This window comes from Streptomyces sp. NPDC020299 (genome assembly GCF_044387825.1).
Classification (GTDB): domain Bacteria; phylum Actinomycetota; class Actinomycetes; order Streptomycetales; family Streptomycetaceae; genus Streptomyces.
The window spans coordinates 240,609-256,220 of the sequence record NZ_JBIRWL010000008.1; the positions used below are offsets into that span (position 1 = coordinate 240,609).

Sequence of the window (15,612 nt, forward strand, 5' to 3'; positions counted from 1 at the left end):
GGTGTTCGGTGCTCATCAGGCGGACTTCCTGATCTCGAGGAGGTCCGGGACCGGGGCGAGGTCTTCCAGCAGCTGTCCGGTGGCACCGTTCAGCCGCTGCCGGTCGGCAGGGGCGAGCCGGTCGACGGGCGTCCAACCGCTGCCGTGGTGGGCGGCGTCCAGAAGCTTCTGCAGGCGGGCGATGTCCCCGTCGACGGTGGGCAGCAGCTTCGGCGCGCGGCTGGTCAGCAGCGGCTTGAGTACGGTGAGCAGCTCGCGGGTGCCGGCCAGGTTGGCGTCGGCGGTGGCGAGCCCGGTGCCGCTGCCCTGGTCGGTGTCGCCGGTCAGCTCGAACTGGAGGGTGTTCTCCAGGATCTCGTGGGCGCGCAGGGGCAGGTCGCCCGCGTCGAACTTCTGGCCGGGGAAGGCCGTGGCCAGTCCGGCGACCGCGTCGGCCAACTGCCGGGCCGGGGTGCGGAGGTCCTTGGCCGGCCGGCCGTGCCACAGGCCGTACTCGATCCGGAGGAAACCGGTGAAGTCCTTGTCCCGCACGCCGTCCGGAAGCCCGTCGGGGCGGCCGTCGATCTTCTGGTCGAAGTCCTCGAAGGTGCCGTAGGCGGCGCCGAGGGAGGCGTAGGTGCGGTGGGCGGTCAGCCAGTCGGCGCGGGCCCGGTCGAGGTGGCCGGCGTCGATGTCGTCGTCGAGTGTCCGGGTCTGGGTGACGAGTGTGGCCAGGCCCTGGTTCACGTACGCCTTGTACGCCTTCAGGGGAGCCGCGAGGTCGCTCTCCGAGACCGGTACGACCGCCTTGGCCGCTCCCCCGCCGGTGACGCTGACGGCCTTGGAGGTGACTGCCTTGCCGTCGGTCGGCACGCACCGCCACGCGTAGCTGCCGCCCGCCACCGTGGCGACCAGGTCGCGGGTGGTGCCGGGGGCGAGACCCTCGATCTCGCCGTAGACGGCGCCGGTCGCCGGGTTGATGAGGTACACCTCGGACGTCTTGCCGCCCGTGTTGTGCATCTGGAAGGTCTGCCGCCCCGGCTTCGGCGCGCTGAAGCCCTTCCCGCACTCGCTCCCGGACACGGCCACTGTCTGCCCCCCGGCCGGCTTGGGCCGCGCAACCGCGACGACCACCCCCGCCAGGACCGCCGGCACGGCAACGACGGCCACGGGAACGACCCACCGGGGCCGCCGCCGAACCACGGCCCCGGCTTCACGCCCGTGCCCATGGGCGGGCTCGACCGCCGCCTCGCCCCCGAGCACGGGGGCGACCCCGGACACGGGCTCGTGCCCGGCAGCAGCGGGCGCGGCCACGGGTTCCTCCGGAGCGGCCCCGGCCCCGGGCTCCGCACCGAGCACGGTCCCAACCCCCGCCTCGGAACCCGGCCGAGCCACGGACTCGGGCTCGGACCCGTCCTCGGCATCGGGCACTGGTTCCGGACCGGGCGCGGTCCCGGCCCCGGACGCGGAACCCGGCTCAGCCGCGGACGCGGTTCCGGGGCGAGAAACAAGCCCGGCGCCGGCAGCCGGCTCGGCGCTCGGCCCGTCGGCCCCGGACACGGACAAGGACTCGTGCCCGGCAGCGGCCCCGGCCGCGGGCTCCGCACCGAGCACGGTCCCAGTCCCGGACACGGAACCCGGCCCAGCCCCGGACGCGGTTTCGGGCCGGGAAGCCCCCGTGCGGGACAGCGGCTCGCGGGACGTGGCCGCCGTGGTGGCGGCGGGGGCGCGTACGCCCCGTACGAACAGGGTCATCACCACCGCGAGGTAGCCCGCGTAGCCGGTCACCTGGAGCCAGGTCATGGTGGGGGTCAGGTTGAGGACGCCCTGGACGAGGGTGCTGTACCAGGAGCCGGCGTCGATGCCGCCGGCGAGGTCGACGGCGTACGCGGTCCTGCCGGGGAGCACGCCGCCCTCCTGGAGGTCGCGCAGGCCGTAGCCGAGGACGCCGGCCGCGATGACGATGAGGACCGCGCCGGTGGCCGTGAAGAACCTCGTCAGGTTGATCTTCAGGACCCGGCGGTACAGGCCCCAGCACAGGCCCGCCGCGAGCACGAGCCCGATGCCCGCACCGGTCAGCGGGCCCGCGGACTCACCCGCCGCGCGGGCGGTGGTCCACAGGAACAGGGCGGTCTCCAGACCCTCACGGCCCACCGCGAGGAACGAGGTGAGCACCAGCACCCCCGCGCCCGTGCCGAGCGCACCGGTGACCTTCTCCTTGATCTCGCCGGAGAGGCTCCGGGCCGAGCGCCGCATCCAGAACACCATGCCGGTGACGAACGCGACGGCGATGACACTGAGGGTGCCGCCGAACGCCTCCTGGGCGGTGGCGGACAGGGACGCGGCGGTGAAGGTGAGGACCGCGCCGAAGCTCATCGCCACGGCGATCGCGGCCAGGACGCCCGTCCACACCTGCGGCAGCCGGGACCGCGCGCCGGCCCGTACGAGGGTGGCGACCAGGATGGAGACGATGAGACCGCCCTCGAGCCCCTCCCTCAGCCCGATCAGGAAACTCGGAAACGCGTCGTCCCACATTGCGTCGTGGCCCTCCCGGCAGGCACGTCCCCGCCACCTCGCCCCCGACTTAGCGAAGGCATGCCTTACTTCGATGATTCGATGACCATCATGACTACACCCATGTAGTCGGCTGGTCATGAAGCGGCAATGTCGGGGCAAAAGCCGGGGCGGACCCCGCTCACAGCGCCTTGCGGCGGACCAGCATCCCGAGCACCAGCAGTCCGGGCACCAGCGGCAGCCACACGGTCAGGAGGCGGTAGCCGAGTACGGCGGAGGCGGCCGTCGCGGCCGGGGCCCCGGACGCGGTCAGCGCGAGGCCGAGCGCCGCGTCGAGGGAGCCCAGGCCGCCCGGCGTGGGCAGCAGGGCGGCGGCGCTGCTCGCGGCGAGGTACAGCAGTGCCACGCGGGCCGGCGGCAGGGGCAGGGCGACCGCCCGGGTGACGGCGATCAGCACCAGGGAGTGCAGCGCGGCGAAGCCCAGCGAGCCGCCCCACAGGGCCGCCGCACGGTGCGGTCTGGCGTGCACGGCGCGGATGTCGGCCAGTACGGTCGCCAGGGCGGCCCGGCAGCGCGGCCACAGCGGACTGGCGAGCAGACCGGCCACCAGCACGACGGCCGCGAGCACGGCGGCCAGGGCGGCCGGCGGGACGTGCGGGATCCGCAGCAGGCCCGGGCAGAAGGGGGCGAGCGACGCGATCAGCGCGCCGCGGACCAGGGCGCCCGCGGTGGCCTTGACCGCCAGTGCGCTGGCCGAGCGGCCCGGCGGGAGCCCGCAGCGCATCAGGAACCGCAGGTTCACCGCCCCGGCCCCGAGTCCGGCGGGCAGCACGTGGTTGGCGGCGCAGGCGGCGAACTGGGCGGCCACCAGGCGTCCGCCGGGCAGTCGCCGGATGACCGCGCCCTGCTGGGCGAGCGCCGAGGCCGCCCACGTCCCGGCCGCGGCCGCCGCGCCCACCAGCAGCCAGCCCTGGTCGGCGACGGCCAGCCGCAGGGCGCCCGTCTCGAGGAGCGGCCAGTGCCGGCGGGCCAGATAGGCCGCGCAGGTCAGGACGGCGAGGCAGAGGGCGGTGTGGCCGTAGGCCCGTCGGCGGCCGGTACCGGTGGCGAGGCCCGCCGGGGACGTCATCGGCGGCCGGCCGGTACGGCGTAGTGGATGCGCAGCCCGCCGAAGGGGACGGACGGCCAGTGCCGTGCGTACGCGGGAGCCCGGGACCCGGCGGTGACGAGGGTGGCGACCGGTGTGCGGTCGGCGGTCCGGGCGATGGCCCGCGCGGTGCTGTTGGCGTTGTGCCCGGCGGTCGCCGCGGAGGAGCAGCCGGCGTAGAACGCGACCGGGACGGACTCGTGCCCGCTGAGCAGGCAGGGCGGACGGACGCCGAGGCGGTGCAGTTCGGCGGCGGTACGGGACCAGGCGCGGTGGGAGGCGGTGGTGCGGTCGACGGTGTGCACCAGGACGGCCGTCTGGACGGCGAGGTGCACGGCCAGGCCGAGCGTCACCAGCGTCACCGCCACGGTCCGCCGGGCGCGGCCGGGGACGGTCACCGCATGGACCAGCGCGCCGGCCACCGGGAGGGCCAGCAGGGCGTAGGCGGGCAGCAGGAACCGGGGCGCCGCGTATCCGATCATGAACAGGTACGGGAAGGCGGCCGTCGCCCCGCACAGCAGCGGCACCAGGGTGGCCGGCGTGCGCCGGGCCCGGACGGCGACGACGAGGCCGAGCACCGCGAGCAGCGGCAGGGCGAACCACCAGACGCTGAGCAGCGGGTTCGGCAGCGCGCCCGTACAGGGCCGGCACAGCGCCCGCCCGCCCAGGCTGCGCACCTGGTCGAGGACGGCGACGTTCCAGCCCAGGCCGCCCTGGATCGCGGAGCCGTCGGCCAGCCGCCGGGCGAGACCGCCGTAGCCCACGTATGCCTCGATCACCCACTCCGCCACCCCGGCCGCCAGTCCGGCCAGGAGCACGCCGAGGAGGCGCCAGAGGCGGCGCCAGAGGGCGAGGGCCAGCAGGGGGAGGGTCGCCCAGACCGCGTCGGTGGGCCGCATCCAGGCCATCAGCGCCCCGCTCGCGGCCAGTCCCCACAGGGCGGCCCGGTCCGAGCGGTCGGCGCCGGCGCGCAGGAAGCAGGCGACGGCGGCGAGCGCGCCCACGGCGACCCAGTAGTTGGGCATGGCCTGCGGGCCGTAGAAGAGTGTCACCCACAGCGACGCGAACAGGGCGCCCGCCAGGACCAGGACACGGACCGGGAAGAGCCCCCGCCAGGCGCGCAGCGCCAGGAACAGGGCCAGGCCGGACAGTACGGCCAGGTAGATCCGCAGCAGCGGGGTGGACGAGGACCAGGCCGCGACGGGTGCGACGAGCAGGGAGACACCGCGGGCCCGGGGTGCGCTGAAGAAGGCCGCCGGGGCGTGCGGGCTGACCTGGCTGACGTACACGGTCTCGTCCCAGCCGAGGCCCATGCCGGGCCGGACGAGGAGGAGCTGGGCCAGGGTGAAGGCGACGGCGACCACCGCGAGGGGGCCGTCGGCGCGGGCGCGCCGGGTGCCGCGGGGCACGGTCCACGGACCGCCGCGGCGAGTCCCGCCGAGTGTGGCGTGCGCGCTGCCTGACATCATCCACCCTTCACCCCTACAGGTTGTAGGGTCTGCGTCACCCTACATCTTGTAGGGCTACGGGCGCGAAAGCATGTAAAAGCCAAGAAACAGGGACAAATTAACCGGTATCATGCCCGGCCGCAGGGTGAACACGGCCATCCGCCTGACGGCCCTACGCGCTGTAAGGTTGGGCCATGGCTGGCACAGGTTCCCCGGGCAGAGCGGAGCGGCGCAGCGCCGGGGCGCTGGAGAGCGAGGTGCTGGCCACGCTGTGGGCCACGGAGCGACCGCTGACGCCGGCCGAGATCCAGACCGAGATCGGCGGCGGCCTGGCCTACAACACCGTGCACACCATCCTCAAGCGGCTGTTCGACAAGGGGCTCGTGCTGCGCGACGCGAACGGGCGGCGCGGCGCCTACCGGCCCGCGAAGAACGCGGCCGAGCTGACCGCCGAGGCGATGCACGACGCCCTCGACCGCGGTCCGGACCCCATCGCCGCGTTGCAGCAGTTCGTGTCCGGACTGAGCCCCGAGGAGGAGCGGGTCCTGCGCCACCTGCTCGGCGGAGGCGGCGCATGAGGATCGACGTCTACACCCCGCTGCTGCTGTCGCTGCTGCTGCGGCTGGTCGGTCCGGTGCTGGGCCGGCGGGTGGCGCCGGCGCTCGCCGCACGGGTGCTGACCTCCGCCGCCGTGCTCACCGCGGCGGCCACCACCTGGTCGCTGATGCTGCTGGCGGCCGCGTCGGTGGGCGACGCTCCCCCGGTGATCGCCGAGGCGCGCCAGGACGGGCACCGGCTGGCCGATCCCGTGCCGGGCTTCATCGGGATCGCCGCGTGCCTGGCCCTCGCCGTCGTCGCCCGTCGCGTGCACCGTGCGGTGCGTGCCGAGCGCGGCACCCGGCGGGCGCTGCGGCGGCTGTCGGCGGGGCATCCGGGGGACACCGAGCTGATCGTCGCGGACTCCGGGGTGCCGCAGGCGTTCGCCATTCCCGGCCGGCCGGGCCGGATCCTGGTCACCTCCGCCATGCTGGGCGCCCTCGGACCGGCCGAGCGCCGGGTGCTGCTCGCCCACGAGCGGGCCCATCTCGCGCACCGGCACGGCTTCCTGGTGACCGCGGCCTCGCTCGCCGCGGCGGCCGACCCGCTGCTGATCCCGGTCCGTTCGACGGTGGCCTTCCTGGTGGAGCGCTGGGCGGACGAGCAGGCGGCGACCGCCGTCGGGGACCGTGACACCACGGCCCGGGCCCTGGCCCGCGCCGCGCTCACCGCGGGCGGCGCCCGTACCGGCTGCGCGCTCACCTTCACGGACCGCGCCGTCACCCGCCGGATCGCGGCCCTGCAGACGGCCCCTCCCCCACGCCTGTGGACCGCCGCCGCGGCCGTCCTCGCCCTCGGCGCCCTCCCGGCACTGGGCGCCGCCGACGCGACCGGCGACCTGGTCGGACTGCTGACCGGCGTGCTCAGCTGAGGCGACCCCCGACCGCGGGCCCCCCGGTCAGCGGCCGGCGGGCCTGCGGTGTGGTGGTTGCTCGGGGGCCGGTCGCGGTGTCACCTGGGGTACGGCGCGGACGGCCGGCTCGTCGGGGTGCAGGGTGAGCGGATCGCCGTGGTGACCGATGGTCAGCGGGGGGCCGTCCAGCAAGGAGTACGTGGCCTTGTCGGCGTGCACCTCCACCCGCAGCCGGCGGTCGAGGAACCGCACGGTGAAGGCCAGGCGGCGGATCTTCTCCGGCAGCCGCGGCGCGAACCGCAGCCCGCCGTCGTCCCGGCGCATTCCGCCGAAGCCCGCCACCAGCGCCATCCAGGTGCCGGCCAGCGACGCGATGTGCAGTCCGTCGCGGGTGTTGTGCTCCAGGTCGGCCAGGTCCATCAGCGCGGCCTCGGCCGCGTAGTCGTAGGCGAGCGGCAGATGGCCCGCCTGTGCGGCGATGACGGCCTGGCAGCACGCCGACAGGGAGGAGTCCCTTACGGTGAGCGGCTCGTAGTAGGCGAAGTTGCGGGCGATCTGCTCGTCGTCGAACACGCCGTCGCAGGTGTACATCGCCAGCACCAGGTCGGCCTGCTTGACGACCTGTTTGCGGTACAGGTCGAAGTAGGGGAAGTTCAGCAGCAGCGGGTACTGGTCGGGGCGGGTGTTCGCGAAGTCCCACTGCTGGTAGCGGGTGAAGCCCGCGTGCTGTTCGTGCACGCCGAGTTCATGGTTGTAGGGGATGTGCATGGCCTCGGCGGCGTCCCGCCAGGCGGCGCTCTCCTCGTCGTCGACGCCGAGCCGGGCCGCCTCGCGCGGGTGGCGTTCGACGGCGTCGGCGGCGGCCAGCAGGTTCTCCCGGGCCATCAGGTTGGTGTACGTGTTGTCGTCGGCGACGGCGCTGTACTCGTCGGGTCCGGTGACCCCGTCGATGTGGAAGGCGCCGTGGTGGTCGTGGTGGCCGAGGGAGCGCCACAGGCGGGCGGTCTCCACCAGCAGTTCGACGCCGGTGTCCCGTTCGAAGCCGGTGTCCCCGGTGGCGGCGACGTAGCGCACCACGGCACTGGCTATGTCGGCGTTCACATGGAAGGCCGCGGTACCGGCGGGCCAGTAGGCCGAGCCCTCCGAGCCCCCGATGGTGCGCCAGGGGAACGCGGCGCCCTCCAGGCCGAGTTGGGCCGCGCGTTCGCGCGCGGAGTCCAGCGTGTTGTACCGCCAGCGCAGCGCCTCGGCGACGGCCTCGGGCGCGGTGTAGGTCAGCAGGGGCAGCACGAACATCTCGGTGTCCCAGAAGGCGTGCCCGTCGTAGCCGGAGCCGGTCAGCCCCTTCGCCGGGATCGCCCGCTGCTCGGCGCGGGCGCCGGCCTGGAGCACGTGGAAGAGGGCGAAGCGGACGGCCTGCTGGATCTCCTCGTCGCCGTCGACCTCGACGTCCGCGCGCGCCCAGAAGTCGTCCAGGTAGGCGCGCTGTTCGTCGAGGAGTCCCTGCCAGCCGTCGTGCGCGGCGGCGGCGAGGGCCGCGTCGACCTGGTCGCTCATCGCGGGCAGCGAACGGGTGCCGGACCAGCCGTGGGCGACGAGTTTCTCCACCCGCAGCCGCTGGCCCGGCTCCAGGACGGAGGTGACCGTCAGCCGGGCCGTGTCCGGCCGGCTCTCGCTGCTCGTGGTGGTCCGTTCGGGGCCGCTGACGACGTGGTCGGCGGCCACGCCGACGCGCAGCCCGCTGCGGCGGGTGCGGTGCACCAGGCGCAGCCGCCCGCCCGACGCGAAGTCCTCCTCCGGCTCCAGCGGCGACTGGAGGGCCATGGCCGCACGCGGGTCGCCGTTGGACTGCGGCAGCTGCTCGTTGGCGACCAGTTCGGACTGGATCACCACCCGGGCCCGCTTGCCGACGGGCTCCACCTCGTAGGCGACGGCGGCCACCGCGCGCTGGGTGAGCGAGACGAGCCGCGTCGAACGCACCCGTACCGTCGACCCCGTGGGAGAGGTCCACTCGCAGGTCCGCTCCAGCACGCCGCGCCGCAGGTCCAGGGTGCGCTCGTGGTGTACGAGCCTGCCGTAGCGCAGGTCGAACGGCTCGTCGTCGACCAGCAGCCGGAGGATCTTGCCGTTGGTGACGTTGATGACCGTCTGGCCCGACTCCGGATAGCCGTAGCCCGCCTCGGCGTACGGCAGCGGGTGCACCTCGTGCACACCGTTGAGGTAGCTGCCGGGCAGGCCGTGCGGCTCGCCCTCGTCGAGGTTGCCGCGCCAGCCGACGTGGCCGTTGGACAGCGCGAACACGGACTCGCTCTGGGCCAGCACGTCGAGGCCGAGGTCGGTCTCGCGCACGGTCCACGGCTCGACGGCGTACGACCGCTGGGTGATCACTCCTTGCCTCCCAGTTCGGCGAGGTCCTCGACGACGATGTCGGCGCCGTGCGCGTACAAGGCATCCCTCTGACCGACCCGGTCCACGCCGACGACGTACCCGAAGCCGCCTGAGCGGCCCGCGTCCATGCCGGCCAGCGCGTCCTCGAAGACGGCGGCCCGCCGGTACTCGACGCCGAGATCGCGGGCGGCGGCCTGGAAGGTGTCCGGGGCGGGCTTGCCGGGCAGGCCCCGTTCGGCGGCGACCACGCCGTCGATCCGGACGTCGAAGAGATGCTCGGCGGCGATGGAGCGCAGCACGTCGCGGGTGTTGGCGCTGGAGGAGACGATCGCGGTCCGCAGTCCGCCGGCCCGGACCGCCTCGATGTAGCGGATCGTCCCGTCGTAGGCCTCGACGCCCTCGGTACGGATCTTCTCCAGGACCAGCTGGTTCTTGCGGTTGCCGATGCCCTGCACGGTCCGGGCGTCCGGTGGATCGCCTGGATCGCCCTCGGGCAGCTCGATGCCCCGGGAGGCGAGGAAGGTGCGCACCCCGTCCGCGCGCGGGCGGCCGTCCACGTACTCGTCGTAGTCGGCGACCGCGTCGAACGGCCGGGCGCGTTCGCCCTCGTATCCGCGCAGGAAGTCGTCGAACGTCTCCTTCCAGGCGGCCGCGTGCACGACGGCCGTCCTGGTGACGACCCCGTCGAGGTCGAAGAGACAGGCCTGGATGGTGTCGGGCAGACCGAGTTCAGACATACCCAGCACACTTCCCCACCTGACGGGTTCCAGTGGGTGGTACGCGCCACACTCCGCTGCACCGCAGGTGACAGACTCTCCGCGTGCGCCTGACTTTCGATGACCTCCTCACCCGCGCCCGCTCCCTCGCCGAGAGCGGCCCGCGCGCACTCCTCGGCATCACCGGCAGCCCCGGCGCGGGCAAGTCGACTCTCGCCGAACACCTGGTGCGCGCGCTCAACGGCACCGGGGAGCCCTGGGTGGCGCACGTCCCGATGGACGGCTTCCACCTCGCCGACGTCGAACTGGACCGCCTGGGCCGCCGGGACCGCAAGGGCGCGCCCGACACCTTCGACGCGGCCGGGTACGCGGCGCTGCTCGGGCGGCTGCGCGAGGAGCGGGACGAGGTGGTGTACGCGCCGGGTTTTGAACGGGTGCTGGAGCAGCCGGTCGCGGGCGCGGTCCCGGTGCCGCCGACGGCCCGGCTGGTGGTGACGGAGGGCAACTACCTGCTGCTGGACACGGCCGCGTGGCCCCGCGTCCGGAGCCGGCTCGACGAGGTGTGGTTCTGCGAACTCGACGAGCCGGAGCGGCTGCGCCGTCTGATCGCCCGGCACGAGGAGTTCGGCAAGGGGCACGAGGAGGCGGTGGCGTGGGTGACGCGCAGCGACCAGCCCAATGCCGAGCTGGTCGCCGCCACCCGGGACCGGGCGGACCTGATCGTCCCGGTCAGCGCGCTGCCGCCGGGCGCATCCGCGGCGTGAGCCGCGCGGGCAGGGGGCCGTCGAGCCGTTCCAGGACGAGCGTCACCCACGGAAGGCGTTCAGAGTGACGCTCAGCGTGTGCGGGCCGAATCCACCGAGGCAGACACGTGGCCCCGTCGTCGCGTCGGTCCCCCGCAGCAACGTGTAGTCCTGACCCGGGTCGTACCGCAGCAGATCGCCTCGGTCCGGCCCCGCCAGCGGTTCGCCGGCGTGGACGCCGGCCTCGACGCGGATCTCGTCCTCGCCCACCCGGTACGTCATCGCCCCGGAGCCGAGGCACCAGCGTCCTTCGCCCAGCGGTTCGGCGCCGTGCACGACGCCTCCCGGCCGGAAGGTCAGTTCGAGTGCCCACGGCACGCGTGGACCGGCCATGTCGAACCGGAGGTCGGCACCGTCGTCGCGGAGTTCCACATCGACGCGGGTCGTCAGCGAGACCTCGTCACGCGGCCGCTGCCCGAACGACATCGCGGCCGAGAAGCGTCCCTCGTCCGCCATCTCATAGGCGCCGTCCGCCCGGCGCCCGGCCGGCTCGAGCGGCTGGTAGTAGGCGGCCGTGAGGGTCTCGGTGAGCCGGTACCGGCCGTCCCCGAGGGATGCCATCTCCGTGGCACGGAAGGGGCCCAGGTCGAAGAAGCCCCGCGACAGCCGCACGGCGTCGAGGACCGCACCGCCGGCGAAGAGCCGCAGGAAGGTCGGGTCGCAGGCGAGGCCCGAGCGGATGCGCCGGTGCTCGGGCACGTCCGAGCCGCCGTACACGACGGTGTGCGCGGTGGCGGAGGCGCGTGAGGCGAGGCGCGCCGTGGTGATGTACCGGTCGCGGGGAAGGGTTTCCGGTGCCGGTGCCGGCAGCTCGCGGCACAGGTCGGGGGTGAGGATGGTCTCGGCGAGCAGGTTGGGGTCGTCGATGCCGCCGGCCGCCGCCCACCGTGCCGCTCGGCTGAAGTCGCCCCGGCCGGTGCGGATCGCGAGCAGCCGGTAGTGCGGCAGGTAGGGCGCCAGGGAGAACGGCCGGCCCTGGTCCTGCCGCCGCGAGTGGACGGTTTCCACCGTGCCGTCCGGCCGGATGAGGTCCAGGGTCGCGGTGAGGTTGCGTTCGACGGCGTCCCGCAGGTCGGCGCGGCCGAGCACCTCGGCCAGCAGCAGCAGCGACGGGTTGGACACGTGGGCCGCGTAGTTGGCGCTCCGCTCCGAGTACAGGCCCTCAGCGTCGATGTCGACGCCCTCGGCGAGCCACGCGTCGACCCGGTCGAGCAGCCGGCCGTCCGGGAACGACCGGTGCAGCCGGGCCAGTGCCGCGCACAGTTCCCATCGGTGGTTCGGCGTGTGGATCCCGCCGGTCCGGAGGCTTTCGGAGGCCGCGCCGGCGATCTCGGCGAGGGCGGCGGCGGCCTCGCCCAGTTCCGGCCCCCCGCTCGCGGCGATGACGTGCGCGTCGCACACGTCGTTGATGGTGAACGCGGAATCCGGGGGCGACTGCACGTTGTCGCCGCCGGCGAAGAGGCCGGAGGAGGTCTGCAGGGCCCTGAGAGCGGCGAGGTGGGTCATCGCGGCGGCGACGGCCCGCTCGCTGCCGTGCAGCGCCGAGTCCGGTGAACGGTGCGCCGCGAGCAGTGTCTTCACCCGGTGCGCCAGACCGCGATGAGCCACCCCGGTTGGTTCCTCGTCCGGGCGGGCCGCCAGCGGGACGGCCGGCCGGTCGGCGGCGCGGGCCGCCTCGCGGACGAACTCGCAGTCAAGCGTGTGCTGCACGGTCAGTCCTTCAGTCCGGCGTTGATGTCGGCGCCCATGACGTAGCGCTGGAAGACCAGGAAGATGACGATCAGGGGGATCATGGAGATGACCGATGCGCCGAGCAGGACCGACCAGTTGATGTTCTGCGCGCCGACGAGGCTCTGGACGCCGATCTGCACGGTGAACTTGCCCGGGTCGTTGAGCATCAGCAGCGGCCAGATGTAGTCGTTCCACCGCCACTGGAAGGACATGATGGCGAGGGTCAGCATGATGGGCCGGGAGAGCGGCACCATGATCCGCAGGAAGATCGACAGTTCGCGGGCGCCGTCGATGCGTGCGGCTTCCACGAGTTCGTCGGGAATCGTCAGGAAGAACTGGCGGAACATGAAGCATCCGGTCGCGGTGAGCACGGCCGGGAGGATGATGCCGGCGAACGAGTTGTAGAGGCCGAGGTTGCGGACCACCAGGAACTCCGGCGCGAGCATGACCTCGGACGGCAGCATCGTGGTGGCCAGGATGCAGATGAAGAAGGCCTTGAGCCATTTGTTGTCGTACTTGGCCAGCGCGTACCCGGTGCAGCAGCTGACTCCCACCGTGAGGATCGTCGTGATCACGCACACGATGGCCGTGTTGATGAAGTACTGCGAGAAGTTGGCGCTGTCCCACGCTGCCTTGAAACCCGACAGGGTGGGGTTGTGCGGAATCAGCGTCAGCGGATAGGAGAACAGGTCGCTGGCCGGCTTGAGGGAGCTGAGGATGAACCACAGCACCGGGAACCCGTACAGGCATGCGAGGATCCACAGCAGAGTCGTCGCGGACACCGCCCGCCGTGTCCCGCCGCTCCCGCTGTGGGACCGCCTCTTGGAGGGGGTCCGCGAACCGGCGTCGACCTTGCGCGGCATGTCTGTGGTTGTCATCGGTTCTCCACCCGCCGGTTGACGATCAGCTGGATGATCGCGACGACCATCAGGATGAGCATGAGCACGAAGGACGCGGCGCTCGCGTAGCCGATCTGGCCCCGTTTGAAGCCGGTCTCATAGATGTACTGGACAAGCAGGTTGTTCGACGTTCCTGGTCCGCCGTTGTTGAGGGAGACGAACACCGGGTATTCCTTCATCGCGTTGATCGTGTTGAGCAGGATGACGATGAAGGAGGTGGGCGCGATGCTCGGCAGCGTGATGCTGAAGAACTGGCGCCAAGGGCCGGCGCCGTCGAGCGAGGCCGCCTCGTAGTACGACACCGGTACGTTCTTGATCGCCGCGATGAACAGCAGCATCGAGAAGCCCGTCCAGGCCCAGGATGCCGCCATCACCACCACGAGCAACGACAGGTCCGCGTCCGACTGCCACGGAACGGCACTTCCGCCGAGCTTCTCGATGACGTAGTTGACCAGTCCGAAGTTCTCACCGAACAGCCACCGCCACAGGACACCCACGACGATGGGCGACAGCAGCCACGGGATGAAGAAGATGACGCGGGCGACCGACGCACCCTTGGCGTGCTTGCTCACCAGGACGTTGGCGATGAGCAGCGAGACCGCGAAGTTCAGCGGCACGAAGAGCACGGCGTACAGCAGCGTCCGGGTCAGCGCGTCGTAGAAGGTCGAGTCCCCGAACAGGTTGTGGTAATTGTCCAGTCCGATGAACTGGAACGCCCCCACACCCGTGTAGTTCGTGAACGAGTAGACGAGCCCGATCACCGCCGGCCAGACGAAGAACAGCGAGAAGAGCACGACATTGGCCGCGATGAGGACGAGCGGCGCAAGGATGTACTTGCTGCGTCTCCTGGGCGGGCTCGAGGACACGTCCGAGGCGCGTTTTGTCATCTTCCTGACTCCGTGCTGGTGGAATGGATTGCTGTGGGCTCACGCCCTGAGCCCGGCGTCATGGGACGCCGAGGCCGGGCGGCGGTGTCTCGACCCCGCCGCCCGGGCCCACTGGCCTACGATCCGCCGCCGACCTGCTGGTTGTAGCCGGCCACGATGTTCTCCAGGGCCTTGTCGGGCGACTGCTGGCCGTTGATCGCCTTGCCCAGCTCCGTCTTGGTCGGGTCCTCGGTGAGGCTCTTGCCCTTCAGCACCCAGTTCGTCTGCGCGCCGTTGAAGTAGCCCGAGATCGGGGCGTAGAGCGGGATCTCCTCGTTGTACAGCTTGAACGCCGCCTGGGCCGCCTCGGAGGTGAAGGGGTACTTCGGGCTCAGACCGCTCTCGACGGGGAGGAACCCGGAGGTCTCGACCAGCTCGGTGTACTGCTTCGGCTCGTACACCCAGGACATGAACTTCTTCGCGGCGGTGGCCGCGGCGCCGTTGTTGTTGAAGCCCACCATCATGCCGCCGCTGTTGACGTCACTGGCCTGCACCGGCTGGGCGGGAGTCGGGACGCTCGCCCAGTCGAACTTCTTGATGCTGTCCGCGAAGGCGGGGACCTGCCACACGCCGGACCAGTAGGCGACCACGTCACCGCTCTGGAACATGGCGGACGGGTCGGCGCCGCTGGTCCACACCGACTTCGGCATGGTCTTGTCGTCGTTCCATCCGACGAAGGTCTTCACGGCCTTCTTGGTCGCGCTGTCCACCGAGAACTTGCCGGAGGAGTCCGCGTGGACGTACTTCCCGCCCATCTCGTACACCATGGCGCGCAGCCGGGACGGCGACTGGTCGAACGTCAGGGAGTACTTGGCGCCGGTCTTCTCGCGGACCTTGTTCGCCGCCTTGATGAACTCGGTCCACGTCCAGGTCTTCTGCGGCGAGGCCGGGACGGAGACGCCGGCCTTCTTGAACAGCGTCTTGTTGATGAACAGGCCGGACGCGGTGACGTCCGAGGGTATGGACAGCACCTTCCCGGACGAGTCCTTGGCGAGGAAGTTGGCGTTGATGTTGTAGCTCTTGTTGTTGGCGATGGAGCTGAGGTCGATCAGCTTGTTCGACCAGATCGGGTCCAGCGCCGGCACGTCCGCGACGTCGGGCAGGGAGTTCGCCTGCGCGGCGTTGTGCAGCTTCGTCGGGTAGCCGTCGTAGGGGATGTTGACGAGCTTGACCTTGACGCCCGTCTCCTTCTTGTACTGCGCCACCAGCTTCTTCCAGCCCGCGTCCTGCCCCGGAACCGTGGAGATCCAGAACGTCAGCGACTTGGAGGTCCCGCCCGAGTCGGAGCCCGACCCACAGGCGGACAGGAGCAGGGCGGCCGCCGAGGCCGCCGCGGCCGCGGGCACCAGGCGGCGGACCGAGCCGCCCAGCCGGCGGGAGCGCCGCACACCCACACAGATCATCTTTGATCCCTTCGTCGTAGCGGACGGAGCACGGCGCCGGCCGCTGGCAGTAGCAGGTGCCCCGTTTCTTATCACTGTGATGAAAAAACCCACAAGGAGTGGGCGGCGTCTCGTTACATATTCGTGGCCCTTGAGGTCGCCTTCACTCCACAAAGTGCCTGCTAGCCTCTGGCTTCAAGGCAGCAGGGGGCGGCAGACTGCCTTTGGC

At 72.1% G+C, this 15,612-nt stretch carries 12 protein-coding genes; 3 read left to right on the forward strand and 9 right to left on the reverse strand.

Annotated features, from left to right (window positions below; translation table 11 throughout):
• Window positions 1-15: 15 nt before the first annotated feature.
• The 3 genes from efeU to ACH45E_RS22140 form a co-directional block, all read right to left on the reverse strand.
• Window positions 16-2,514, reverse strand: a complete 2,499-nt coding sequence (gene efeU, locus ACH45E_RS22130) for an iron uptake transporter permease EfeU (RefSeq protein ID WP_361445567.1) — start codon at window positions 2,512-2,514, stop codon at window positions 16-18.
• Between the two features lie 160 nt (window positions 2,515-2,674).
• The gene (locus ACH45E_RS22135) at window positions 2,675-3,622 is read right to left on the reverse strand and encodes a lysylphosphatidylglycerol synthase domain-containing protein (RefSeq protein WP_361445570.1); all 948 of its coding nucleotides are present in this window, start codon (window positions 3,620-3,622) and stop codon (window positions 2,675-2,677) included.
• The gene (locus tag ACH45E_RS22140; RefSeq protein WP_361445862.1) at window positions 3,619-5,106 is read right to left on the reverse strand and encodes a hypothetical protein; all 1,488 of its coding nucleotides are present in this window, start codon (window positions 5,104-5,106) and stop codon (window positions 3,619-3,621) included. Before ACH45E_RS22140 ends, ACH45E_RS22135 begins: the two co-directional genes overlap by 4 nt.
• A gap of 176 nt (window positions 5,107-5,282) precedes the next feature.
• Between ACH45E_RS22140 and ACH45E_RS22145 the strand changes: the two genes are divergently transcribed.
• Both ACH45E_RS22145 and ACH45E_RS22150 read left to right on the forward strand, forming a co-directional pair.
• A complete protein-coding gene (locus ACH45E_RS22145) occupies window positions 5,283-5,666 on the forward strand; it encodes a BlaI/MecI/CopY family transcriptional regulator (protein ID WP_361445573.1) in 384 nt (127 codons plus the stop codon).
• Window positions 5,663-6,556, forward strand: a complete 894-nt coding sequence (locus tag ACH45E_RS22150) for a M56 family metallopeptidase (protein WP_361445576.1) — start codon at window positions 5,663-5,665, stop codon at window positions 6,554-6,556. Before ACH45E_RS22145 ends, ACH45E_RS22150 begins: the two co-directional genes overlap by 4 nt.
• A gap of 27 nt (window positions 6,557-6,583) precedes the next feature.
• Here the strand turns inward: ACH45E_RS22150 and ACH45E_RS22155 are convergent, their stop codons facing one another.
• The gene (locus tag ACH45E_RS22155) at window positions 6,584-8,926 is read right to left on the reverse strand and encodes a glycosyl hydrolase family 65 protein (RefSeq protein ID WP_361445579.1); all 2,343 of its coding nucleotides are present in this window, start codon (window positions 8,924-8,926) and stop codon (window positions 6,584-6,586) included.
• Window positions 8,923-9,663 carry an HAD-IA family hydrolase gene (locus ACH45E_RS22160; RefSeq protein ID WP_361445582.1) on the reverse strand — a complete coding sequence of 247 codons (741 nt, stop codon included), beginning with the start codon at window positions 9,661-9,663 and terminating at the stop codon, window positions 8,923-8,925. The genes ACH45E_RS22155 and ACH45E_RS22160 overlap by 4 nt, the downstream gene beginning before the upstream one ends.
• 83 nt (window positions 9,664-9,746) lie before the next feature.
• Here ACH45E_RS22160 and ACH45E_RS22165 point away from each other — a divergent pair, with 83 nt between their 5' ends.
• A complete protein-coding gene (locus tag ACH45E_RS22165; protein WP_361445585.1) occupies window positions 9,747-10,406 on the forward strand; it encodes a nucleoside/nucleotide kinase family protein in 660 nt (219 codons plus the stop codon).
• A 42-nt stretch (window positions 10,407-10,448) separates the two neighbouring features.
• Here ACH45E_RS22165 and ACH45E_RS22170 read toward each other — a convergent pair whose 3' ends face one another.
• From ACH45E_RS22170 to ACH45E_RS22185, 4 genes are all read right to left on the reverse strand, one after another.
• Complete coding sequence (locus tag ACH45E_RS22170; protein WP_361445588.1) at window positions 10,449-12,155, reverse strand: hypothetical protein; 1,707 nt, start codon at window positions 12,153-12,155, stop codon at window positions 10,449-10,451.
• A 2-nt stretch (window positions 12,156-12,157) separates the two neighbouring features.
• Window positions 12,158-13,054 carry a carbohydrate ABC transporter permease gene (locus ACH45E_RS22175; RefSeq protein ID WP_361445591.1) on the reverse strand — a complete coding sequence of 299 codons (897 nt, stop codon included), beginning with the start codon at window positions 13,052-13,054 and terminating at the stop codon, window positions 12,158-12,160.
• Window positions 13,051-13,962, reverse strand: coding sequence for a sugar ABC transporter permease (locus ACH45E_RS22180; RefSeq protein WP_361445594.1), 912 nt, complete (start codon window positions 13,960-13,962; stop codon window positions 13,051-13,053). The genes ACH45E_RS22175 and ACH45E_RS22180 overlap by 4 nt, the downstream gene beginning before the upstream one ends.
• A 116-nt stretch (window positions 13,963-14,078) precedes the next feature.
• Window positions 14,079-15,404, reverse strand: a complete 1,326-nt coding sequence (locus ACH45E_RS22185) for an extracellular solute-binding protein (protein WP_361445597.1) — start codon at window positions 15,402-15,404, stop codon at window positions 14,079-14,081.
• Window positions 15,405-15,612: the final 208 nt, after the last annotated feature.